Below are 21955 nucleotides of genomic sequence, written 5' to 3'. Positions count from 1 at the left end.
GTCCGATGAGCCAGGCGGCACAGAACCTGAACTGGTTGATCACCAACTTCGTGGACAACACCCCAGGGGTGTCGCACACGGTGGTGGTCTCCGCCGACGGCCTTCTGCTGGCGATGTCCGAAGGCTTCCCGCGCGACCGCGCCGACCAGCTCGCGGCCGTCGCCTCCGGTCTGACCTCCCTCACGGCCGGGGCCTCCCGGATCTTCGAGGGCGGCGACGTGGCGCAGACGGTCGTCGAGATGGAGCGCGGGTTTCTCTTCCTGATGTCCGTCTCGGACGGGTCGTCCCTCGCGGTGCTGGCCCACCCGGAGTGCGACATCGGTCTCGTCGGCTACGAGATGGCTCTGCTCGTCGACCGCGCAGGGGCGGTACTCACGCCGGACCTGCGAGCCGAACTGCAAGGCACTCTGCTTCACTGACCGGCCCCGGCACCACCCACCTCACCAAACCACCGTCCGGCCGCCACAATCCCCCCACCGGCCTCGTCCGACGGCTTGACTGACCGACTTGCTGTCCCGCCCGGAGGATTCATGACCCCGCCCACCGCCCATCACGATCCGTACGCGGAGCCGTACGGGGACGAGGGCGACCAGCCACTGGTACGGCCGTATGCGATGACCGGTGGCCGGACCCGGCCGCGGTATCAGCTCGCGATCGAGGCGCTGATCAGCACCACGGCCGACCCGGCAGCGCTCATGGGACTGCTCCCGGAGCACCAGCGCATCTGCCACCTGTGCCGTGAGGTCAAATCGGTCGCGGAGGTCTCCGCGCTGCTGACCATGCCGCTCGGAGTGGCCCGGATCCTGGTCGCCGACCTCGCCGAGGCCGGCCTGGTCGCCATCCACCAGCCGGGTGGCGACGAGAACAACGGCGGCGCACCGGACGTGACGCTGCTCGAAAGGGTGCTCAGTGGACTTCGCAAGCTCTGACGGAGGGCGGGCGACCACCTCCGCGAAGATCGTGGTGGCGGGTGGATTCGGCGTCGGCAAGACGACCTTCGTCGGCGCCGTCTCCGAGATCAACCCGCTGCGCACCGAGGCCGTCATGACGTCCGCTTCGGCCGGCATCGACGACCTCACTCACACCGGGGACAAGACCACCACCACGGTGGCCATGGACTTCGGCCGTATCACCCTGGACCAGGACCTGATCCTGTACCTGTTCGGCACCCCCGGTCAGGACCGGTTCTGGTTCATGTGGGACGACCTGGTGCGCGGTGCGATCGGCGCGGTGGTGCTCGTGGACACCCGGCGCCTCGCCGACTGCTTCCCCGCGGTGGACTACTTCGAGAACAGCGGCCTGCCGTTCGTCGTCGCCCTCAACGGCTTCGACGGACAGCAGCCCTACGCCCCCGAGGAAGTGCGGGAAGCGCTGCAGATCGGCCCGGACACCCCGATCATCACGACGGACGCCCGGCATCGCGCGGACGCCAAGAGTGCGCTGATCACGCTGGTCGAGCACGCCCTGATGGCGCGCCTCAAGTAGCACGGGCGTACGTACTCAAGTACGACGTCACATACGGCAGTTGTCGTAAAGAAAGCCGGAGCCGACTGTGGCCTTTGACACGGTCGGCTCCGGTGTTCATAACAGTTCGGCAGAGGAATCCCCCGGTATCACCACGCGACGCGGTCGCGCCGTACCGCTGTGCTCACAATCGCCCCGCCTTTTGCCGGGCCTCGCTCTTTATGACCGTTTTATCTGGGCCTTACAAGAGCATCACGAACGGGTTTCCGCTGTTTGGAAGAGCACTGGTCCACGTGCTGGAATGCCTGAACTGCCCAATAGTCAAAGACGTACTCAAGTGTCGATGACGAAGCGGGCTCTGAGAGACTGCGGCACGACGTAGGTGCCGACCGCCGAGAGGTTGTTGGTCGAGTGAGGCGAAGCAAGAACGGTCCCGAGCCGTCGGCACGGGGCAACTTCACCCCGCCGCCGCGCGCTGCGGCGCCCTCCCCTGTGACCGGTGCGGAGCCGGCGGCCGCTCCCGCGCCGAGCGGCGGCCGGTTCTCCCCGCGCAACTGGCGCGTACCGACCAGGCTGAACGCGATCCTGCTGATACCCGTGACGGTCGGTCTCGTCATGGGCGGCTTCCAGGTGAAGAGCTCGATCGACACCTGGCAGCAGGCCCGCGACGCCGAGAACACCGCCCGCCTGGTGCGTGCCTCCCTCACGTACGCCAACGCGCTCGAGAACGAGCGTGACGTCACCGCGGCCCCGCTGCTGAAGGGCAAGCTGGCGAAGCCCGAGGACAAGGCGACCATCAAGGCGGCCCGCAACGAGACCGACCAGGCCGCCGACGCCTTCGACCAGGCCGCGCAGAACATGCCGAACGAGTCCGGCCTGCAGCGCCGGCTGAAGCTGTTCCGGCAGGTCGAGCCGTACCTTCGGACGCTGCGTGCGGGCGCGTACACGAGCACGTTCAAGGGTGTGGACACCGAGGAGGGCTACGTCAAGGTCGCCCACCCGCTGATGGAGTTCGCCAACGAACTGGGCCTCGGCACCGGCAACATCACCTCCTACGGCCGTACCGTCTACGCCATGTCGCTCACCAAGGCGGCGCTGTCGCTGGACCGCTCGATCGGCATGCACATGCTGGTCAAGCCGGGTCCGGACGCCCCCAACCTGGCGAGCCAGCGGGTCGCCCTCTCCTCCTACGCCTACCTGGAGGGCATTGCCGTCGAGGAGTACCTCGGCGGTGGCACCCAGGCCGACGCCGACAGGCTGGACGCCGAGAAGAGGGACATCGAGACCAAGGCCGCGGCGATGGCGCAGCAGGCCAAGAGCAAGAACCCGAACTATGTGCCCCCGCCGTCCAAGCCGCAGGCCATGGTCACGGACCTCGCCTCGCTGGACTCCCCGTCTCCGGCCTCGCTCCAAGGGCTCGCTCTGAAGGGCGTCACCCCGGAGAACTGGTGGGCGGTCAACACCCTCAAGTTCGACGCCTACCGCCACATCGAGTCGGACATGGCCGACAAGGCGGTGAACGAGGCCTCGGACATCGCCGACAACGCCAAGACCTCGGCGTTCATCACCGGTGCCGTCGTCGTGGTCGCCCTGCTGCTGGCCTTCGTCCTGGCCGGTGCGGTGGCCCGGCAGATGAGCCGCTCGATGCGCCAGCTGCGCAACGCCGCCTTCGGCATCGCCGAGCAGCGCCTGCCGATGCTGGTCGACCAGCTCTCCCGCACCGACCCCGGCCGGGTCGACACCCGGGTCGCCCCGATCCCGATCACCACCAAGGACGAGATCGGCGAGGTCGCCCGCGCCTTCGACCAGGTCCACCGCGAGGCGGTCCGGCTCGCCTCCGAGCAGGCCCTGCTGCGGGGCAACATCAACGCGATCTTCACCAACCTCTCGCGCCGCAACCAGTCGCTGATCGAGGGCCAGCTGACCCTGATCACCGACCTGGAGAACAACGAGGCCGACCCGGACCAGCTGGAGAACCTCTTCAAGCTGGACCACCTGGCCACCCGTATGCGCCGCAACGGCGAGAACCTCCTGGTCCTCGCCGGCGAGGAGCCCGGCCGCCGCTGGGACCAGCCGGTCCCGCTGATCGACGTGCTGCGCGCCGCCTCCTCCGAGGTGGAGCAGTACGAGCGCATCGAGCTGTCCGGTGTCCCCGAGGCCGAGATCCACGGCCGTGCGGTCACCGACCTCGTGCACCTGCTGGCCGAGCTGCTGGAGAACGCCACCACGTTCTCCTCCCCGCAGACCAAGGTCCGCGTCACCGCGACGCGGCTGCCCGACGGCCGCATCATGATCGAGATCCACGACAAGGGCATCGGCCTGACGGCCGAGGACTTCGCGGACATCAACCACAAGCTGGCCAACCCGCCGACCGTGGACGCCGCGATCTCCCAGCGCATGGGCCTGTTCGTGGTCGGCCGGCTGTCCGACCGGCACGGCATCCGCGTCCAGCTGCGCCCCTCGGGCGAGCAGGCCGGCACCACCTCGCTGGTCATGCTGCCGGACGCGATCACGCACGGCGGCGGCGGCGAAGTCCCGCTGGACCGCGAGGAGTTCACCGTCTCGCAGATCATCCCGGAGCAGCAGTTCCAGGGTGAGAACTTCAACCATCAGCAGCCCCTGCGCACCGCCGCCGAACTGGGCTTCGACGACAGCCGGTACGTGGACGTCCCCGACGACATCCGCGAGCTGGACCCGGTCGGCCGCTCCCTGATGCGCGAGGAGCGCCGGGCGGCCCTGGAGGCGCAGACGCACGGCGAGCAGCCGGGCCTGCCGCAGCAGGAGGCCACGGAGGCCCCCGCCGACTACGCCGACCCGCTCTTCGACGGCCCGCAGGGCTACCAGGAGCAGCCGCGGCCGTCGTACGAGGAGCAGGCCTACCAGGAGCAGCCGCAGCAGACGTACGAGGAGCAGACGTACGCCGAGCCGCAGCAGGCCTCGTTCGAGGAGCAGTCGTACGACAAGCCGTACGACGAGCAGTACTACGCGCCCAACGGCGGCTACCCGGACCCCGCCTATGCGGAGCAGCCGCAGGCCCCGTCCTTCCAGGACGACTGGCCGCAGCAGCCGCAGCAGGACGGCTTCCGCAACGGCTATCCGGCTCATTACGCTCCGGAAACGGAATCCTCGCAGGCCGGTGACGCGAGTGAGCGGAACCGCGTAGGCTTCGACCGTCCGGGACCGGCCTCTCCCGCCGCCCACGAGCTGACCGACGCCGGGCTGCCCCGCCGCGGATCCGCGGCGAGCGGCTCCAACGGCTCGGCCCCCACGGGTGGCACGGCGCGCGTGCAGCAGGAAGCTCCGGCACCGGGCAACACCCCGGCGGCGGGCGGCGACAGCGGCTGGCGCTCGCAGAACGACGAGCGTTGGCAGCAGGCGTCGCAGCTCCGGAAGCCCAAGGCAGGCGGGGTCACCGCCTCGGGCCTGCCGCGGCGGGTGCCCAAGGCCAACCTGGTCTCGGGTTCCGCCGAAACCACCCCCCAGGGGGGCCCACAGGTCTCCCGCGCCCCGGAGGACGTCCGGGGCAGGCTGAGCAACCTGCGCAGGGGCGTCCAGCGCGGACGCAGTGCAGGCAGTGAAACGAACGGCCAGGGCTTCGGTCCTGACAGCACCTACAACCAGGAGCGTTAGTGTGAGCCCGATGAGCCAGGCGGCACAGAACCTGAACTGGTTGATCACCAACTTCGTGGACAACACCCCGGGGGTGTCCCACACGGTGGTGGTCTCCGCCGACGGACTCCTTCTGGCGATGTCCGAAGGCTTCCCCCGCGACCGCGCCGACCAGCTCGCGGCCGTCGCCTCCGGTCTGACGTCTCTGACGGCAGGCGCCTCCCGGATCTTCGAGGGGGGCAGCGTGAATCAGACGGTTGTGGAGATGGAGCGGGGATTCCTCTTCATCATGTCCATCTCCGACGGCTCGTCCCTCGCCGTACTGGCCCACCCGGAAGCGGACATCGGTCTCATCGGGTACGAGATGGCCCTTCTGGTGGACCGCGCGGGCACGGTCCTCACCCCGGATCTGCGCGCAGAGCTCCAGGGAAGCCTTCTCAACTAACAGACGAACGGTGCGTATACGCGTCCCGGGGCCGTAAGGTTTCGGGACGCGGCTCCACACGGATGGGTGCCCGGCGCAGTCGGAGGAGGAGAAAGTGGCAACACCCCCAGGCGGTTCGTCTTCGGGCAACTGGTCGTACGGCCCTGCCCAGGGTCAGGACGGCGGCTCGGCGAACCGGTACAACTTTCCCTCCGCCCCGAGCCATCGGCACCCGTACGCCCCGCAGGGCCCCGGCCCCTCGCCGTACGAGCAGCCGCCGGCCCCGCGGATCCAGCCGGTGCAACCGCAGCGCCGCCCCGAGCAGGCGCCCGTGACCGCATCGAACAACCCCTTGGTGCGTCCGTACGCCATGACCGGCGGCCGGACCCGCCCGCGCTACCAGCTCGCCATCGAGGCACTGGTGCACACCACCGCCGCTCCGCACCAGATGCAGGGCCAGCTGCCCGAGCATCAGCGGATCTGCAACCTGTGCCGGGAGATCAAGTCGGTAGCCGAAATCTCCGCGCTCCTGACGATCCCCCTCGGCGTGGCCAGGATCCTCGTCGCCGACTTGGCGGAGGCGGGCCTGGTCGCCATCCATCAGCCCGGCGGCGACGAGAACGCCGGTGGCCAGCCAGACGTGACACTGCTCGAAAGGGTGCTCAGTGGACTTCGCAAGCTCTAGCGGCGGTCCTTCCCGCTCCACCACCTCCGCGAAGATCGTGGTGGCGGGCGGCTTCGGCGTGGGCAAGACCACGTTCGTCGGCGCCGTCTCGGAGATCAACCCGCTGCGCACAGAGGCCGTCATGACGTCCGCTTCGGCCGGCATCGACGACCTCACCCACACCGGAGACAAGACGACGACCACCGTCGCCATGGACTTCGGCCGCATCACCCTGGACCAGGACCTGATCCTCTACCTCTTCGGTACGCCGGGTCAGGACCGCTTCTGGTTCATGTGGGACGACCTGGTACGCGGTGCGATCGGCGCGGTGGTGCTCGTGGACACCCGGCGCCTCGCCGACTGCTTCCCGGCCGTCGACTACTTCGAGAACAGCGGCCTGCCCTTCGTCATCGCCCTCAACGGCTTCGACGGCAACCAGCCGTACAACCCCGACGAGGTCCGCGAGGCCCTGCAGATCGGCCCCGACACCCCGATCATCACGACGGACGCCCGCCACAGGGCTGACGCCAAGTCGACGCTGATCACTCTCGTGGAGCACGCTCTGATGGCTCGGCTTCGGTAGTTCGGCCGCTGGGCCGCCACGGCAGGTCGTACGCCGTCCGCGGTGGTTCCTGGTCGCTCGCGCGGTTCCCCGCGCCCCGCACGGGGCGCGGGGTTTCTTTTTGCTCGGCGGCGTACTCAGCGAGAAGGGGCCCCTCCGCAGTGGAGGGGCCCCTTCAAGAACCGGTGGAGCGGCGCAGCCTAATGCCAGCTGTGCGGGGCCCGGAAGCCGCCTTCGCGCTCCAGGCGGCGCCAAGCGGCCTTGGCACGGCCTCGGTGGATGTGGACCGAAGGCGCCGGCTGGGCGGCCGCGCGGGCCAGGAGGACGGCCGTGATGGCGGCGACTTCCTCGGGCTCGGCGTGGCCCTTCTCGACGCGGATGTCAGGAGTGCTCATGGGTGTCAGTCTCCGTGAGAGAGAGGTCCGCGGGGTTGCCGCGGCGGGTCCGCTCGGTTACTGCGGGGGGTTGCCGTGCTTGCGGGAGGGCAGGTCGGCGTGCTTGGACTGCAGCATGGCCAGGGACTTCACCAGGACCTCGCGGGTCTCGGCCGGGTCGATGACGTCGTCCACGAGGCCGCGCTCGGCCGCGTAGTACGGGTGCATCAGCTCGGCCTTGTACTCCTTCACCATCCGGGCCCGCATGGCCTCGGGGTCCGGCGCATCGGCGATCTGCCGGCGGAAGATGACGTTCGCGGCGCCCTCGGCGCCCATGACGGCGATCTCGTTGGTCGGCCAGGCGTAGGTGAGGTCGGCGCCGATCGACTGGGAGTCCATGACGATGTAGGCACCTCCGTACGCCTTGCGCAGGATGAGCGAAATCCTCGGCACGGTCGCGTTGCAGTAGGCGTACAGCAGCTTCGCGCCGTGGCGGATGATTCCGCCGTGCTCCTGGTCGACACCGGGGAGGAACCCCGGCACGTCCAGGAAGGTGACGATCGGGATATTGAAAGCGTCACACATCTGGACAAAGCGCGCAGCTTTTTCACTCGCCTCGATGTCCAGGACGCCCGCCAGCACCTGCGGCTGGTTGGCGATGATGCCGACGACCTGGCCGTCCAGGCGGGCCAGTGCGCAGATGATGTTCCGCGCCCAGCGCTCGTGGACCTCCAGGTACTCGCCGTCGTCGACGATCTCCTCGATGACCTTGGTCATGTCGTACGGGCGGTTGCCGTCGGCCGGGACCAGGTCCAGCAGCACGTCCGAGCGGCGGTCGGCCGGGTCCGAGGACTCCACCCGGGGCGGGTTCTCCCGGTTGTTCTGCGGCAGCAGCGACAACAGGTACCGCACCTCGGCGATGCAGGTCTCCTCGTCGTCGTAGGCGAAGTGACACACGCCGGAGGTCTCGGCGTGGACATCGGCGCCGCCCAGGCCGTTCTGGGTGATCTCCTCGCCGGTGACCGCCTTGACCACGTCCGGGCCGGTGATGAACATCTGCGAGGTGTCGCGGACCATGAAGACGAAGTCCGTCAGGGCGGGGCTGTAGGCCGCGCCGCCCGCGCACGGGCCGAGCATCACCGAGATCTGCGGGATGACGCCCGAGGCCCTGGTGTTGCGCTGGAAGATGCCGCCGTAGCCGGCGAGGGCGGAGACGCCCTCCTGGATGCGGGCGCCCGCGCCGTCGTTCAGCGACACCAGGGGCGCGCCGGCCGCGATGGCCATGTCCATGATCTTGTGGATCTTGGTGGCGTGGGCCTCGCCCAGCGCACCGCCGAAGATCCGGAAGTCGTGCGCGTAGACGAAGACCGTACGACCCTCCACCGTGCCCCAGCCGGTGACGACACCGTCGGTGTACGGCTTCTTCGCCTCCAGGCCGAAGCCGGTGGCCCGGTGCCGGCGCAGCTGCTCGACCTCCTGGAAGGACCCCGGATCCAGGAGCAGTCCGATCCGCTCCCGCACCGTCAGCTTGCCCTTGGCGTGCTGCGCCTCGGTCGCCTTCTCGCCGGGGCCCGCCACGGCCTGCGCACGGATGTCGTGCAGCTCGGCGACCCGTCCGCGTGCGTCCGTCGGCTCGCCGGTCGGCTCACCCGTCGTCTCTTCCAAAACGGTCATGTAGCGACCTTACGAAGGACACCAAGGAAAGCGGGCCGTTGACTCCGTACAGTCTCCGGCCCGTTTTCCTGGTACGAGTGAACAGAACCATGGCCGCGTGCAGCCGTTCCGACTGCTCACAGGGCATCGGGGTTGTAGGGGCGCCACAAAGGCGTCACCTGAGAGCCGCCCCACATTCACGGCCGGCGCATGCCATCGCCGGGGTGACGGACGACCCCGGACGGCTGCCCGCCGAAAGGACCACCGCACCCCACCGTACCTGTCGGCTCGGGGGACATTCGGTGACCAAAGGTTACCGCAAAGTCACTCTGCGGATGATGTTGAAAACCGGACGGAATAGGTCTACGGTCGAACTCGTTGGGTTCGTTGAACGTTAAACAGATACCTCCAGGAGAACGTCATGGGCATCTTCAGCCGCAAAGAGAACACCCCGCAGGCCCCCGCCGCCGGTCCCGACCTGACCGCGCTGACCGGCGACTACACCATCGACCCCGCGCACACCACGATCGGTTTCGTGGCGCGCCACGCGATGGTCACCAACGTCAAGGGCTCCTTCCAGGACTTCACCGGCACCCTGCACCTGGACGGGGCGAACCCCGCCAACTCCACCGCCACGCTCGACGTCAAGATGGAGAGCATCGAGACCGGCAACACCGACCGGGACGGCCACCTGAAGTCGTCCGACTTCTTCAAGATCGACGAGTTCCCGGTCATGACCTTCCGCTCCACCAAGGCGGAGGCCCTGGGCGGCGACGACTACCGCATCACCGGCGACCTCTCCCTGCTCGGCGTGACCAAGCCGATCACCATCGACCTGGAGTTCAACGGCGCCGCGAAGGACCCGTTCGGCAACGAGCGCGTCGGCTTCGAGGGCAAGGCCGAGATCCTGCGCTCCGAGTGGGGCCTCACCTGGAACGCGGCGCTGGAGACCGGCGGGATGCTCGTCTCCGACAAGATCAAGCTGCACTTCGACATCTCGGCGATCAAGCAGGCCTGAGCCCCGGCCGCTCGGCCGGCACCACCGTGAGCGCGCCCGCCCCCGGAAACGGGAGGCGGGCGCTCGCGTTGCACGGCCGCCGGTGCGGGAGCAGGGGACGGACGACCGGCGCCGGTCCGTGCTGTCGCTCACCGAGTCCGGACGGCGGGCACTGGAGCGGGACATGGCCGAGCGGGACGCCCGGCCGACCGGGGCCCTCGGGTCGGTCGGCGAGACCGAGCGCGGCGTGCCGGCGCCGGCGGCCGGGCCGATGGAGCGGCTGAGGTCCCTGGAGACGGGCGGAGAGGGCGAGCGCCGCTGCGGGAGGCGGGCGCTCGCGTGTCCTGCCAGCGACGGTACCCACGGCCGGAACGTGGTGGCCAACGGACCTTCTCCGCCGCCTGGTGGCACGCTGCCGGCGAACGGCACAGCCACCGGTGCGGGAGCAGGGGACGGACGACCGGCGCCGGTCCGTGCTGTCGCTCACCGAGTCCCGACGGCGGGCACTGGAGCGGGAAGTGGCCGGGCCGATGGAGCGGCTTGGGTCCCTGGAGACGGGCGGAGAGGGCGAGCGCCGCTGCGGGAGGCGGGCGCTCGCGTGTCCTGCCGGCGACGGTACCCACGGCCGGAACGTGGCGGCCAACGGACCTTCTCCGCCGCCTGGTGGCACGCTGCCGGCGAACGGCACAGCCACCGGTGCGGGAGCGGGGGACGGACGACCGGCGCCGGTCCGTGCTGTGGAGCGGCTGGGGTCGCTGGAGACGGGCGGAGAGGGCGAGCGCCGGTGGCGGACGGGCAGGGTCCGGCGCGTCCGGCGTTCAGAACCCCCCGCCGAAGTCGCCCCCGCCACCGTCGCCCCCGCCGAAGTCGCCGCCGTCGCCGAACCCGCCCCCGAAGTCCTGGGCGTCGAAGTCCGTCCCGGAGACGTCGCCGCCCTGGTAGCCACCGCCGAAGTCGCCGTACCCGGTGCCGTAGTCGGCCGCGTACGAGGGGGTGGCCATCATGCTGCCGAGGAGGGTGCCGACGAGCAGGCCGGGCAGGATGCCGCCGCCGAAGTAGCCGCCCGCCCAGGGGCCGTAGGCGGGGCCCGCGTCCCAGTAGGGGCGGCGGCCGTAGTCGGTGTCCACCTCGCGGATGACCGGGTCCCGGCCGTCGGCCAGCCGGGTGGCGTCGGCCGCGCAGACGGGGACCTGGCGCGGGGCTCCGCCGGGCGGGGTCCAGTCGGCGTCGGTCACCGAGGGGCCGTGCCGCGGGTCGAAGAAGCAGGGCGGGCGGCGCTCGGGCAGGGGCCGGCCCTCGCGGCGGGCGGCCAGCCGGGCCAGGGAGAAGCGGCCGTCCTCCAGGGTCTCGGTGACCGTTCGGACGTCCTCCGGGCGGCTCGCGGCGGCCATGTGCTGCTTGGCGGTCTCGTAGGCGTCCAGGGCGTGTTCGTAGTCGGCGCGCATCGCGTCGTCGGCGCCGGGCTCGGCCGGCTGGAAGTCGAGGCGGTCCAGTTCCTCGCCGAAGGCGGTGATGTCCTCGTCCACGACCACCCGCAGCCGGTCCAGGGCGGCCCGCTGCTCCTCCGCGCGCCGCCGGCGGCTGCGGCGCACCAGTGCGTAGGCGCCGGCGGCGCCCGCCACCAGCACCGCGGCCACCACGATCAGGGCCGTACCGGAGGAGCCCCCGCCGGAGCCGCCCCAGCTCGACGGGGCATGGCCGCCCATGTTGGCCAGGGCGCGGTCGGTGAAGTCGGAGAGCTGGGCCTTGGCCGGCTCGCCCTGGACGCTCTGGACCAGGTTCCGCCGGGCCGTCGCCGACATGACGGAGGAGTCGGCGCGGGCGTCGAAGCGGTCACCGAGGCGGATGCCGTACAGGCCGGTGATACCGGTGGCCGCGCGCAGGTCCGAGAAGAGGTTCGCGGTCGGGTAGCCGGCCGGAAGCACCGCGATGAAGAGGGGTTTGTTCGCGTCCTTGATGCGTTTCGCGAGCGCGTCGGCATCGGCCTTCGGCAGCTGGGCCGAGGCGGCCGGGTCGACGTAGACCGGGCTCTTGCGGAGGGCCTGGGCGACGGAGTTGATGCTCGTGTCCGCGCCCGCCGCGGGGGCGAACAGGGTCGCGACGGCCAGGACGAGGGCGGCCAGCAACAGGGCTGGGAGGCTTCGGGTCCGCAGGACGGCCTTCATCCTTCGACGCTACCCGAAGCCTCCCCTGATCGGTCATACCGCGCTGATCTACGCGGCCCCGTACGCCTCGATCAGCTTCCCCACCGCCTTTCCGTAGCGGCCGGTCAGCAGCAGGTGGTCGGCGTCGGCGAAGGGTTTCGCCACCGTCTGTGCCATCCGGTCACCGATCTTCTGCTGGACCAGCAGCCGCGCCTCGGTCACCAGCTCACGGCCGGCCCGGTCGTCGCCCCTGCGCTCGGCCGCCGTCGCCGCCGCGCCCAGCGCCTTCAGGGTGGCCGTACCGCCCCGCGGGACGTCGGTGAGCGTGCTCAGGCCCCAGCCGTAGGGGAACTGCGGGTCGTAGGACGCGTCGCCGACGTTGATCGGGAGCTGGGACTCGGACCTCGGCCAGGTGACGGGGAGCTGTCCGGTGAAGGGGCGCTTGCCGTAGAGGACGTCGGCGACGCCCTCGCCCTCGGTTCCGGGCAGCCAGGAGGCCACCAGTGCGTCGACCTCGTCGAGCCGGTCGCCGACGAGCTGCGGGCGGCCGGAGACGATCAGCACCGCGCACTTCATGGCGGCGCACACCTTGTCCACGGCCGCCCGGTCGGCCGCCGACAGCTGGAGGCTGTGGCCGTTGCCGACGTCGCCGACGCCCTCGGCGTACGGGGTCTCGCCGACGACGACCACGCCGACGTCGTAGCCGTCCGTCGGGGCCGAGGCGTCCTTGGAGTAGGTGACGTTCCCGCCGGCCGCGCGCATGCCCTGCAGGATGGTCGTGCCCTGGGTGTGGGTGCCGGACGCGCCCTGCCAGGTGAGGGTCCAGCCGCCGGTCTGGTTGCCGAGGTCGTCGGCGTTGGACCCTGCGACGTACACCTTCTCGCTCTTCTTGAGCGGCAGCAGCCCGCCGCTGTTCTTCAGCAGCACCTGCGACTCGGCGGCGGCCTGGCGGGCGACCGCCCGGTGGGCCGGGGAGCCGATGGCGGCGGCGCCGGAGGTGTCGGCGTAGGGGTGCTCGAAGAGGCCCAGCCTGAACTTCTGGGTCAGGATGCGGGAGACGGCGTCGTCGATCCGCTTCTCGCTGATCCGGCCCGCCTTCACCTCGCCGGCGAGCGTTCCGCTGAAGTCCTTGTAGGAGTACGGCACCATCATCATGTCGATGCCCGCGTTCACCGCAGTGCGGACGTGCGTGGCGTAGTCGCCGGGGAGCTGGTCGATGGCGTTCCAGTCGCTGATGACGAAGCCGGCAAAGCCCATCCGGTCCTTGAGCACGCCGTTGATCATGTCGCCGCGGGCGTGCATCTTCACCGCCCCCTGACCGTCGCCGACGATGTCGAGGGAGGAGTACGACGGCATGACCGTGCCGATGCCCCGCTCGACGGCGGTCCGGTACGGCGCCAGGTGGATGTCCTCCAGCTGTTGCCGGGTGACCGTGGTGACGCCCTGGTCGGTGGTGTAGGTGCCGGTGGTGGAGGAGCCGTACGCGGTGCCGCCGTCGCCGACGAAGTGCTTGGCGGTGGCCAGCACCTTGTCGTCACGGCCCAGGTCCCGGCCGTCCGACCGGCCTTGGAGGCCCTGGATGATGGTCTCCATGGACTGCACGAGGGCGGGATCCTCGCCGAAGGACTCGTAGGAGCGGCCCCAGCGTTCGTCGCGGCTCACGCACAGGCAGGGCGCGAAGTCCCAGGGGATGCCGGTGGCGCGAACCTCGGCGGCCGTCACCGCCCCCGTCTTCTCGGCCAGTCGGGGATCCCGGCTCGCGCCGATGCCGATGTTGTGCGGCATGATCGTGGCGCCGGCCAGGTTGTTGTGGCCGTGGACCGCGTCGACGCCGTAGATCAGCGGGATCTGGAACCGCGTCGCCTGGGCGCGGAGCTGGAAGCCGTCGACCATCTTCGCCCAGGCCTCCGGGGTGTTGGGCGTGGGCGTGGAGCCGCCGCCGGACAGCACCGAGCCGAGGGCGTACGTGGAGATGTCGCCCCCGGTCCCGACGGCCCCGCGCTCGGCCTGGGTCATCTGCCCGGCCTTCTCCGCCAGGGACATGCGGGACAGCAGATCCGCGACGCGCTTCTTCACGGGCAACCTGCTGTTCAGGTACGGCAGTCCGTGCGCGTCGACGACGACCTGCGGGGTCTCGGCGGGAGCCTTGGCACCGGTGACCGTGAGCTTGAGCGGGATCGTCCTGGCGGGTGCGGCGCCCCTGGTCTTCCGGGTGGGCACCTCGATGGTCCGCGTCGCACCCGAGGCGGTACCGGCGGGGAAGGTGAGGGTGCCTGCGGTCGGGGTGTAGTCCCGGCCGGCGGTGGCGGTGCCGTCCTCCGTGGCGTACGTGACCGTCACCGGGTCGTCGACGGGCCGGTCGCCGGTGGTGGCCAGGGTGACCTTGACCTCGGCGGTGCCGCCCGCCTTGACGGGGTACACGGGCGCGTCGGTGCTGACGGAGGCGCGCAGCGACTGGTCGGCCCTTCCGTACAGCTCGACGTCGTCCATGGCGAAGTCGCCCTTGGTGCCGGCCGGGAGCGTGACGGCGTACCCCCACATCCCGGTGAGACCGAGGACGTGGTCGATGCCGCCGACGGGCTGGTAGTCGGTGCGGTAGACGAAGTCGGTGAAGGGGATCTGGATCTGCTTCCAGCCGGTGAAGTCGTCGGTGAAGGAGGTCGTCCAGAGTTCGGAGGCCTCGCCGTTCGCGCCGCCGTCCTTGATCTCGAAGGCGATCTTCCGGCCGTTGTCACGGCCTTCCCACCAGAAGCGGATGCCCTGGTGGGCGGACCAGTCGTGGGCCGGCTCGGCGGCGGCGAAGTCGTGGGTGAAGCCGCCGTAGCCGCTGATGTCGTAGGTGCCGGTGAGGACCTTGCCGCCCTCGGGGGCGTCGCTGCGGTCGGTGAGGTGCAGGGTGGGCGGGTCGTCGGCGTCGCTTCCCCAGGTGAAGATGCCGTCGGCGGGCTGGGCGGCGAAGGGGACCTCGCCCTCGAAGCGGTCGACGGGGACCGGCGCGGGGTCGTCGGCGGCGTGCGCCGCGACGGACAGGGGCAACAGGGCGGCGAGCAGGGCCCCGGAGACGAGCAGGGCGGTTCTCGGCATAGACCTTCCCTCGACTCTCATGGTTCACTCATGGCTTAGATCACGCCGTGAGTTAACTAACGGCACCTCAACCCGTCAAGACCGCACGTCAGTTGTGCCGGTCCCCGCTCTGTCGACCCGAGAGGAAGGGCGACGCACCATGAGGAGAACCCCCCGCACAGTCCGGCTGCTGCTGGCCGGGCTGCTCTCCGCCGCCGGCTTCACCGCCGCCGTACCCCCCGCGCACGCGGCCGGCGAGCAGGTCACGGCCTGGCTCACCACCACCGACGACTCCGCCGGCCGGCATGTCGTACGCGGCCTGCAGGCCCAGGCCCCGTTCGCCTTCCAGTCCGGCACGGGCGGCGGTGGCACGAACATCACCGTCGACGAGAACACCCGCTACCAGACCTTCACCGGCGGCGGCGCGTCCTTCACGGACACCGCGGCCTGGCTGATGAACAGCAGCGGGGCGCTGTCCCAGAGCACCCGGGACGCGACCATGCGCAAGCTGTTCTCGCCGACGGACGGCATCGGACTGTCGTTCCTGCGCAACCCGATGGGCGCCTCGGACCTCGCACGCTACGGCTACACGTACGACGACGTGCCGTCCGGCCAGACGGACCCGAACCTGAACAGCTTCTCCATCGCGCACGACCTCGCGGACGTCGTGCCGCTCACCCGGCAGGCGCTCCAGCTCAACCCGTCCCTGACGGTGATGGCCTCGCCGTGGACCGCCCCGGCCTGGATGAAGGACAGCGGATCGCTCAACGGCGGCTGGCTCAAGGCCGAGGACTACGCGGCGTACGCCTCCTACTTCGTGAAGTACCTCCAGGCGTACAAGGGCCAGGGGATCAACGTCTCGTACGTCACCCCGCAGAACGAGCCGACCTGCTGTTCCGGCTACCCCTCGATGAGCTGGAACGTGTCCGGCATCCAGTACTTCCTCAAGAACGACCTGCTGCCGCAGCTGCAGTCGGCGGGCCTTTCGACAAAGGTCCTGGCCCACGACTGGAACTGGGACACCTACGACTCCTACGCGGCCCAGAGCGTCGACGACCCGGCGATCCGCAACCACCCCAACTTCGGCGGGATCGCCTGGCACGGCTACGGCGGTGACGTCGCCAAGCAGACCACCGTGCACAACCAGTACCCCGCGCTGGACGCCTTCGGCACCGAGCACTCGGGCGGCACCTGGATCGCCGACCAGCAGCGCGAGGACATGTCCAACATCATCGACTACACCCGCAACTGGGCGAAGTCGGTGACCAAGTGGTCGCTGGCCGTGGACCAGAACGGCGGTCCCCACAACGGCGGTTGCGGCACCTGCACCGGGCTGGTCACCGTGCACGACGGGGACGGGGAGAGCGGCACCGTGGACTACACCGTCGAGTACTACGACATGGGCCACCTGACCAAGTTCGTCCGGCCGGGCGCCCAGCGGATCGCCTCCACGGCGTCCACCACCGTGCCGAACGTGGCCTGGCGCAACCCCGACGGCAGCAAGGCGCTGATCGCGTACAACGGCTCGTCCTCGGCGCAGACGGTGACCATCGGCTGGGGCTCCGAGCACGCCACCTACTCGCTGCCCGCCAAGACCTCGGCCACCTTCACCTGGTCCGGCACCCAGTCCGGCGGCGGCACCCGGACCGGCTCCTTCGTCGGCCTGGCCGGCAAGTGCCTGGACGTGGCGGGCGCTTCGAGCGCCAACGGCACGGCCGTACAGCTCTACGACTGCAACGGCACCGCCGCCCAGCAGTGGACGGTCGCGGCCGACGGGTCGATCCAGGCGCTCGGCAAGTGCCTGGACGTGACGTCGGGTTCGACGGCGGACGGCGCCAAGGTGCAGTTGTACGACTGCAACGGCACCGGCGCCCAGCAGTGGTCGTACAACTCCTCGACCGGTGACGTGGTGAACCTGGCGGCCGACAAGTGCCTCGACGTGACGGACAACTCGTCCGCGAACGGGGCGCGGGCACAGATCTGGTCGTGCACCGGGGCCGCGAACCAGAAGTGGAAGCTGCAGTAGTGCACCGGGGGTCCAGGGGGCTCCGCCCCCTGGACCCCCGGCCTGGCGGATCCGCTGCACACGGCACATGGTGGGGGTATGACCACACCGCAGGATCTGTTCCTCGTCAGTCTCGACGTACCCGGCGATCATCCCGTCGAGCCGGGCGATCTGTCGCTGGCGCTCGCGGGGGCCGAGCTGATCGACCTCCTCGGGGCGCGGGCGCTCACCCTGGACGGTGAGCGCATCGTTCCCGGTCCCGTGCTGACCACGGGTGACCGGATGCTGGACGAGGCCGGGGCCGCGCTCGTGCGCGAGGAGCCGTACGAGACGGTCGAGGACTGGCTGTGGCGCCGGGGGGAGGGGCTGGCCACGGCCTACCGCGACGTCCTGGACACCTCCGGGCAGCTCTCCGGGAAGCGGCACCGCTGGCCGCACCGCGCGGACAAGGCCGCGGCGGCCGACACCCCGGCCCGCCGGCACGCCGCCGACCGCTGGTGGTCCCACGAGCCGGTGCTCGCGTCTCTCGCCGCCACCCTGGGCATCCAGGGCGAGCGGCCGCCCGAGGAGGAGATCGGAGAGGAGGCGATGATCACCGTTGTGGTGGCGGTCGGCGACGCGGTGACGGAACTGGGGGCCGTGCGGGAGCGGCGCCGCATCGAGAACGCCGCTTTCGACAACATCTGGCGCGCCCCGTAACCGGGCGCGGCCGGGGGCGCCGCCCGCCGGGAGGTGCCGCTGCCGCGGTTACTCCGCCGGTTCCACCCCCGCCCGCAGCAGCCCGTACGTGTACGCGTCCTCCAGCGCCTGCCAGGACGCGGCGATGACGTTGTCCGCCACGCCGACCGTGGACCACTCGCCGGCGCCGTCCGAGGTGGAGATCAGCACGCGGGTGGTGGACTGGGTGCCGTGCTTGCCCTCCAGGATGCGGACCTTGTAGTCGACCAGGTCCAGCTTGGCGAGCTGCGGGTAGATCTTCTCCAGGGCCACGCGCAGGGCGCGGTCCAGGGCGTTGACCGGGCCGTTGCCCTCCGCCGTGGCGACGATCCGCTCGCTCTTGGCCCACAGCTTCACCGTGGCCTCGTTGGCGTGGGTGCCGTCGGGGCGGTCCTCGACGATGGCCCGCCAGGACTCCACGTCGAAGTACTTCAGCGGGCGGCCCTCGACCTCGGCGCGCAGGAGGAGTTCGAAGGAGGCGTCGGCTGCCTCGTAGGTGTAGCCCTTGAGTTCGCGTTCCTTGACCCGCTCCACGACCCGGCCGACCAGCTCGCGGTCGCCGCCGAGGTCGATGCCGAGCTCCTTGCCCTTGAGCTCGATGGAGGCGCGGCCCGCCATGTCGGAGACCAGCATGCGCATGGTGTTGCCGACCAGCTCGGGGTCGATGTGCTGGTACAGGTCCGGGTCGACCTTGATCGCGGAGGCGTGCAGCCCGGCCTTGTGCGCGAAGGCCGACACGCCCACGTACGGCTGATGGGTGGAGGGGGTCAGGTTGACGACCTCGGCGATGGCGTGCGAGATGCGGGTCGTCTCACGGAGCTTGCCCTCGGGCAGCACCTTCTTGCCGTACTTCAGCTCCAGCGCGGCGACGACCGGAAAGAGGTTGGCGTTGCCGACGCGCTCGCCGTAGCCGTTGGCGGTGCACTGGACGTGGGTCGCGCCCGCGTCCACGGCGGCCAGGGTGTTCGCGACCGCGCAGCCGGTGTCGTCCTGGGCGTGGATGCCGAGGCGGGCGCCGGTGTCGGCGAGGACGGTGGCGACGACGGCGTGGATCTGGGCGGGGAGCATGCCGCCGTTGGTGTCGCACAGGACGACGACGTCGGCGCCGGCCTCGGCGGCCGTACGGACCACGGCCTTGGCGTACTCGGGGTTGGCGCGGTAGCCGTCGAAGAAGTGCTCGCAGTCCACGAAGACCCGGCGGCCCTGCTCCTTCAGGTACGACACCGTGTCGCGGACCATCTCCAGGTTCTCGTCGAGCGTGGTGCGCAGCGCGAGCTCCACATGCCGGTCGTGCGACTTGGCGACCAGGGTGATCACCGGGGCGCCGGACTCCAGCAGCGCCCTGACCTGGGGGTCCTCGGCGGCTTTCGCCCCGGCGCGCCGGGTGGCGCCGAAGGCGACCAGCTGGGCGTGCCTGAAGACGATCTCCGCCTGCGCGCGGGCGAAGAACTCGGTGTCACGGGGGTTCGCGCCGGGCCAGCCGCCCTCGATGAAGCCGACGCCGAAGTCGTCCAGGTGCCGTGCGATGGCGAGCTTGTCCGCGACGGTGAGGTTGATTCCCTCGCGCTGCGCGCCGTCGCGCAGCGTGGTGTCGAAGACGTGGAACGAGTCGTCGAGCTCGCTGGTTGCCGTCTCGGTCATGGTCTCAAGGCTCCTGTTGTGGATCTTCGGTCTTACCGGAATGACCGGCTCCACCGTCCCCCCAATGGTCCCTCGCGCTCCGCTCCCGGCTGCAGGTGGGCCGGAAAACGAAAAAACCCCTCGCGGGTGCGAGAGGTCTGCGCGCGGGTCGAGGACGACGGTGGCCACCCGCACCTGGTCGTACGAGGTGGTCACTGCGGACCGGCGCGCCTGCTGCCAATAATCATGGCGAACGAGAGCACGGGGGCAGTCTGGCACAAACCCGCCCCCGGCTCGCCGCCCGTCTCAGGATGCGGTCGTCAGACTGGAATCCGTACGGTCCCTCACCCGGGCGAGGTCCAGGTCCCTCGTCTCCCGCATGGCGACGTACACCACCAGCGATACGGCGGCGCAGCCCGCCACGTACCAGTAGAAGCCGGACTCGATCCCGGCCTTCTTGAACCACAGGGCGACGTATTCCGCGGTGCCGCCGAAGAGGGCGTTGGCGACGGCGTACGGCAGGGCCACGCCGAGGGCGCGGACGCCGGTCGGGAACAGCTCGGCCTTCACACAGGCGTTGATCGAGGTGTAGCCGGTGACGACGACCAGCGCGAGCAGGGCGAGACCGAGCGCCGGCCAGTAGCCGCCCGCGTGCTTGAGCAGCGTCATGATCGGCACGGTGAGGACGGTGGAGCCGACCGCGAAGGTGATGAGCAGCGGGCGGCGGCCGATCCGGTCCGAGAGGGCACCGGCGAGCGGCTGGAGGCAGGCGAAGACGATCAGCGCGGTGAAGGACACGAGCGTCGCCGTCTCCTTGGACAGCCCGGCCGAGTTGGACAGGTACTTGGTCAGATAGGTGGTGTACGTGTAGTACGCGACCGTGCCGCCCATGGTGAGGGCGACGACCAGGAACGCCTCCCGCCGGTGCCGCCACAGGGCGCGCAGGGTGCCGCGCTCCTCGGCGTGGGAGGTGTCCTCCTCGTAGACCTCGGTCTCCAGCATGCTGCGCCGCAGATAGAAGACGACGGCCGCGCCGAGCGCGCCGACGACGAACGGGATCCGCCAGCCGTAGCCGTGCAGCGCGCCGTCGGACATGGTGCGCTGCAGGATGATCAGCAGCCCGAGGCCGACGATCTGCCCGGCGGTCATGGAGACGTACTGGAAGCTGGAGGCGAACCCGCGCCTCCTCGGGTCCGAGGCCTCGGTCAGATAGGTGGCGCTGGCCGCGTACTCGCCGCCCACCGACAGTCCCTGCAGCAGCCGGGCGACGAGCAGCACGAGGGCGCCGCCGTAGCCGGCGACCGCGTAGGTCGGGGCGACGGCGATGAGGATCGCCGAGGCCGACATCAGCGTGACGGTCAGCGTCAGCGCCGCCTTGCGGCCCTTGCGGTCGCCGACCCGTCCCAGCAGCCAGCCGCCGACCGGGCGCATGAAGAACCCGACGGCGAAGATGCCCGCGGTGTTCATGAGCTGGGCGGTGGGATTCCCGCTCGGGAAGAACGCGCCGGCGAAGTAGGTGGCGAAGCTCGCGTACACGAACCAGTCGAACCACTCGACCATGTTCCCCGCCGAACCGACCCAGATCTTCTTCCAGTGTTGTCGTCCCATGCGCCGGTACATGCCCGGCGGCGGAGGAAAGGATTCCTTTACCCGGCGGGCAGCACGAGGGAGTCGGCGATGAACTCCCGCACGTGCTGAAGTACTTGGTCGCGATCGGTACCGCGCAGGCCGATGGCGACGTGGATGGAGAAACCGTCGAGCAGCGCACGCAGCCTCGTCGCGAAACGGTCCGCGTCCACCCGCCGGAACTCCCCGCGCGAGACGCCCTCGGCGATCAGCGCGACCAGGTCGCGGTGCCAGGCTCCCTCGATGGCGGCCTGCCGGGCGCGCGCGTCCTCGTCGGCGTTCTGCGAGCGGTTCCAGACCTCCAGCCACAGCGTCCAGTGCGGATCGCGGTGCCCGTCGGGGACGTACAGGTCGACGTAGGCCGACAGGCGTTCGCGGGCGGTTCCGGGGCCGGTGAGCAGTCGGCCCCGCTCGGCGCCCAGCCGACCCTCGCTCCACTCCAGGGTCCGCAGCAGCAGTTCGTCCTTGGAGCGGAAGTAGTACAGGAGATGGCCGCTGCTCATGCCGACCTCGCGGCCGAGCGCCGCCATGGTGAGCTTCTCCAGACCGCGCTCGGCGATCATGTCCATGGCGGCGGCGAGGACGTCCTCACGGGGCGGGGCGGGAGTACGGCGGCGGGGGGACGGGTTCTCGCTCATGCGGGGACCGTCCGTGCGGCGTCGGGCAGGAAATGGGTCTCGTACGGCCCGGAGCAGTCGGCGAACAGCGTCGCCACCGCCGCCCCGCACCCCGGGCACACGAAGTTCGGGCCCTGCCTGCCGGGTGGCCCACAGCGCCCGAAGTCGAGGACGACCGTGCCGGGAACGGCGGCTCCCATCCAATCCGGGTCCGGATGCGGCACGAACGGCGCCCCGGACGGCTCCGGATCCACCGAGTACACGCCCTGCGGCACGGTCGACGGTGCGTGCCGGGACCCGTCGGGGAGCTTGCGCCCGTCCCGCGGCGGGCGTTCGGGCAGCTCGGGCAGCAGCCGCAGCGGCGGGCTGAGACGGCGGCCGCAGGCCGCGCACACCAGGACGTTCACCCGTATGTT

Annotated in this window: 18 protein-coding genes; 10 read left to right on the top strand and 8 right to left on the bottom strand. The window is 70.4% G+C overall.

The annotated features are described in order from the left end of the window. The first annotated feature begins 5 nt into the window (after window positions 1-5). From ACQPXS_RS32020 to ACQPXS_RS31990, 7 genes are all read left to right on the top strand, one after another. Window positions 6-419 (top strand): roadblock/LC7 domain-containing protein, encoded by a 414-nt coding sequence (locus ACQPXS_RS32020; RefSeq protein ID WP_433456043.1) that lies wholly within the window; start codon window positions 6-8, stop codon window positions 417-419. Between the two features lie 111 nt (window positions 420-530). After that, complete coding sequence (locus tag ACQPXS_RS32015) at window positions 531-929, top strand: DUF742 domain-containing protein (protein WP_030168425.1); 399 nt, start codon at window positions 531-533, stop codon at window positions 927-929. Continuing rightward, window positions 910-1485: a GTP-binding protein gene (locus ACQPXS_RS32010; RefSeq protein ID WP_069778535.1), complete on the top strand. Its 576-nt coding sequence runs from the start codon at window positions 910-912 to the stop codon at window positions 1483-1485. The genes ACQPXS_RS32015 and ACQPXS_RS32010 overlap by 20 nt, the downstream gene beginning before the upstream one ends. A gap of 390 nt (window positions 1486-1875) precedes the next feature. Next, window positions 1876-5094, top strand: a complete 3219-nt coding sequence (locus ACQPXS_RS32005) for a sensor histidine kinase (RefSeq protein WP_433452787.1) — start codon at window positions 1876-1878, stop codon at window positions 5092-5094. 10 nt (window positions 5095-5104) lie between these two features. Continuing rightward, window positions 5105-5518, top strand: coding sequence for a roadblock/LC7 domain-containing protein (locus ACQPXS_RS32000; protein ID WP_004983065.1), 414 nt, complete (start codon window positions 5105-5107; stop codon window positions 5516-5518). 94 nt (window positions 5519-5612) lie between these two features. Beyond that, window positions 5613-6182 carry a DUF742 domain-containing protein gene (locus ACQPXS_RS31995; RefSeq protein WP_433452785.1) on the top strand — a complete coding sequence of 190 codons (570 nt, stop codon included), beginning with the start codon at window positions 5613-5615 and terminating at the stop codon, window positions 6180-6182. Next, complete coding sequence (locus ACQPXS_RS31990; protein WP_031224757.1) at window positions 6163-6744, top strand: GTP-binding protein; 582 nt, start codon at window positions 6163-6165, stop codon at window positions 6742-6744. Before ACQPXS_RS31995 ends, ACQPXS_RS31990 begins: the two co-directional genes overlap by 20 nt. A 179-nt stretch (window positions 6745-6923) precedes the next feature. On the opposite strand, the gene ACQPXS_RS31985 is transcribed toward ACQPXS_RS31990, so the two are convergent. Then, on the bottom strand, window positions 6924-7118 hold the full coding sequence (locus ACQPXS_RS31985; RefSeq protein ID WP_351807235.1) for an acyl-CoA carboxylase subunit epsilon: 195 nt from the start codon (window positions 7116-7118) through the stop codon (window positions 6924-6926). 57 nt (window positions 7119-7175) lie between these two features. Further along, window positions 7176-8771, bottom strand: coding sequence for an acyl-CoA carboxylase subunit beta (locus tag ACQPXS_RS31980; RefSeq protein ID WP_433452783.1), 1596 nt, complete (start codon window positions 8769-8771; stop codon window positions 7176-7178). A 400-nt stretch (window positions 8772-9171) separates the two neighbouring features. Here ACQPXS_RS31980 and ACQPXS_RS31975 point away from each other — a divergent pair, with 400 nt between their 5' ends. Next, a complete protein-coding gene (locus ACQPXS_RS31975) occupies window positions 9172-9768 on the top strand; it encodes a YceI family protein (RefSeq protein WP_433452781.1) in 597 nt (198 codons plus the stop codon). A gap of 797 nt (window positions 9769-10565) precedes the next feature. On the opposite strand, the gene ACQPXS_RS31970 is transcribed toward ACQPXS_RS31975, so the two are convergent. Further along, window positions 10566-11912, bottom strand: coding sequence for a hypothetical protein (locus ACQPXS_RS31970; protein ID WP_433452778.1), 1347 nt, complete (start codon window positions 11910-11912; stop codon window positions 10566-10568). A gap of 48 nt (window positions 11913-11960) precedes the next feature. Continuing rightward, window positions 11961-14975: a glycoside hydrolase family 3 protein gene (locus tag ACQPXS_RS31965; protein WP_433452777.1), complete on the bottom strand. Its 3015-nt coding sequence runs from the start codon at window positions 14973-14975 to the stop codon at window positions 11961-11963. 139 nt (window positions 14976-15114) lie between these two features. Here ACQPXS_RS31965 and ACQPXS_RS31960 point away from each other — a divergent pair, with 139 nt between their 5' ends. Together ACQPXS_RS31960 and ACQPXS_RS31955 are read left to right on the top strand one after the other, a co-directional pair. Beyond that, on the top strand, window positions 15115-16980 hold the full coding sequence (locus tag ACQPXS_RS31960) for a ricin-type beta-trefoil lectin domain protein (protein ID WP_433452774.1): 1866 nt from the start codon (window positions 15115-15117) through the stop codon (window positions 16978-16980). A gap of 78 nt (window positions 16981-17058) precedes the next feature. Beyond that, complete coding sequence (locus ACQPXS_RS31955) at window positions 17059-17658, top strand: GOLPH3/VPS74 family protein (RefSeq protein WP_433452772.1); 600 nt, start codon at window positions 17059-17061, stop codon at window positions 17656-17658. A gap of 48 nt (window positions 17659-17706) precedes the next feature. Here the strand turns inward: ACQPXS_RS31955 and cimA are convergent, their stop codons facing one another. The 4 genes from cimA to ACQPXS_RS31935 all read right to left on the bottom strand — a co-directional run bounded on the left by cimA (window position 17707) and on the right by ACQPXS_RS31935 (window position 21946). Further along, entirely contained in the window at window positions 17707-19317 is a 1611-nt protein-coding gene (gene cimA / locus ACQPXS_RS31950; protein ID WP_433452770.1) for a citramalate synthase, read from the bottom strand. Between the two features lie 285 nt (window positions 19318-19602). Then, on the bottom strand, window positions 19603-20904 hold the full coding sequence (locus tag ACQPXS_RS31945) for an MFS transporter (protein ID WP_433452767.1): 1302 nt from the start codon (window positions 20902-20904) through the stop codon (window positions 19603-19605). Window positions 20905-20942: 38 nt separating this feature from the next. Then, on the bottom strand, window positions 20943-21560 hold the full coding sequence (locus tag ACQPXS_RS31940; protein WP_433452765.1) for a TetR/AcrR family transcriptional regulator: 618 nt from the start codon (window positions 21558-21560) through the stop codon (window positions 20943-20945). Continuing rightward, complete coding sequence (locus ACQPXS_RS31935; RefSeq protein WP_433452764.1) at window positions 21557-21946, bottom strand: hypothetical protein; 390 nt, start codon at window positions 21944-21946, stop codon at window positions 21557-21559. The genes ACQPXS_RS31940 and ACQPXS_RS31935 overlap by 4 nt, the downstream gene beginning before the upstream one ends. Between the last annotated feature and the right edge of the window lie 9 nt (window positions 21947-21955).

The organism is Streptomyces sp. CA-142005, assembly GCF_050942335.1.
Classification (GTDB): domain Bacteria; phylum Actinomycetota; class Actinomycetes; order Streptomycetales; family Streptomycetaceae; genus Streptomyces.
This window is presented reverse-complemented; position numbering and strand designations above follow the sequence as displayed.

Bases quoted from the DNA above. Each gene is read 5' to 3' on its own strand.
- ACQPXS_RS32020 (WP_433456043.1), top strand. From the start codon at position 6: ATGAGCCAGGCGGCACAGAACCTGAACTGGTTGATCACCAACTTCGTG.
- ACQPXS_RS32015 (WP_030168425.1), top strand. From the start codon at position 531: ATGACCCCGCCCACCGCCCATCACGATCCGTACGCGGAGCCGTACGGG.
- ACQPXS_RS32000 (WP_004983065.1), top strand. From the start codon at position 5,105: ATGAGCCAGGCGGCACAGAACCTGAACTGGTTGATCACCAACTTCGTG.
- ACQPXS_RS31985 (WP_351807235.1), bottom strand. From the start codon at position 7,118: ATGAGCACTCCTGACATCCGCGTCGAGAAGGGCCACGCCGAGCCCGAG.
- ACQPXS_RS31980 (WP_433452783.1), bottom strand. From the start codon at position 8,771: ATGACCGTTTTGGAAGAGACGACGGGTGAGCCGACCGGCGAGCCGACG.
- ACQPXS_RS31975 (WP_433452781.1), top strand. From the start codon at position 9,172: ATGGGCATCTTCAGCCGCAAAGAGAACACCCCGCAGGCCCCCGCCGCC.
- ACQPXS_RS31970 (WP_433452778.1), bottom strand. From the start codon at position 11,912: ATGAAGGCCGTCCTGCGGACCCGAAGCCTCCCAGCCCTGTTGCTGGCC.
- ACQPXS_RS31965 (WP_433452777.1), bottom strand. From the start codon at position 14,975: ATGCCGAGAACCGCCCTGCTCGTCTCCGGGGCCCTGCTCGCCGCCCTG.
- ACQPXS_RS31960 (WP_433452774.1), top strand. From the start codon at position 15,115: ATGAGGAGAACCCCCCGCACAGTCCGGCTGCTGCTGGCCGGGCTGCTC.
- ACQPXS_RS31955 (WP_433452772.1), top strand. From the start codon at position 17,059: ATGACCACACCGCAGGATCTGTTCCTCGTCAGTCTCGACGTACCCGGC.
- cimA (WP_433452770.1), bottom strand. From the start codon at position 19,317: ATGACCGAGACGGCAACCAGCGAGCTCGACGACTCGTTCCACGTCTTC.
- ACQPXS_RS31945 (WP_433452767.1), bottom strand. From the start codon at position 20,904: ATGGGACGACAACACTGGAAGAAGATCTGGGTCGGTTCGGCGGGGAAC.
- ACQPXS_RS31940 (WP_433452765.1), bottom strand. From the start codon at position 21,560: ATGAGCGAGAACCCGTCCCCCCGCCGCCGTACTCCCGCCCCGCCCCGT.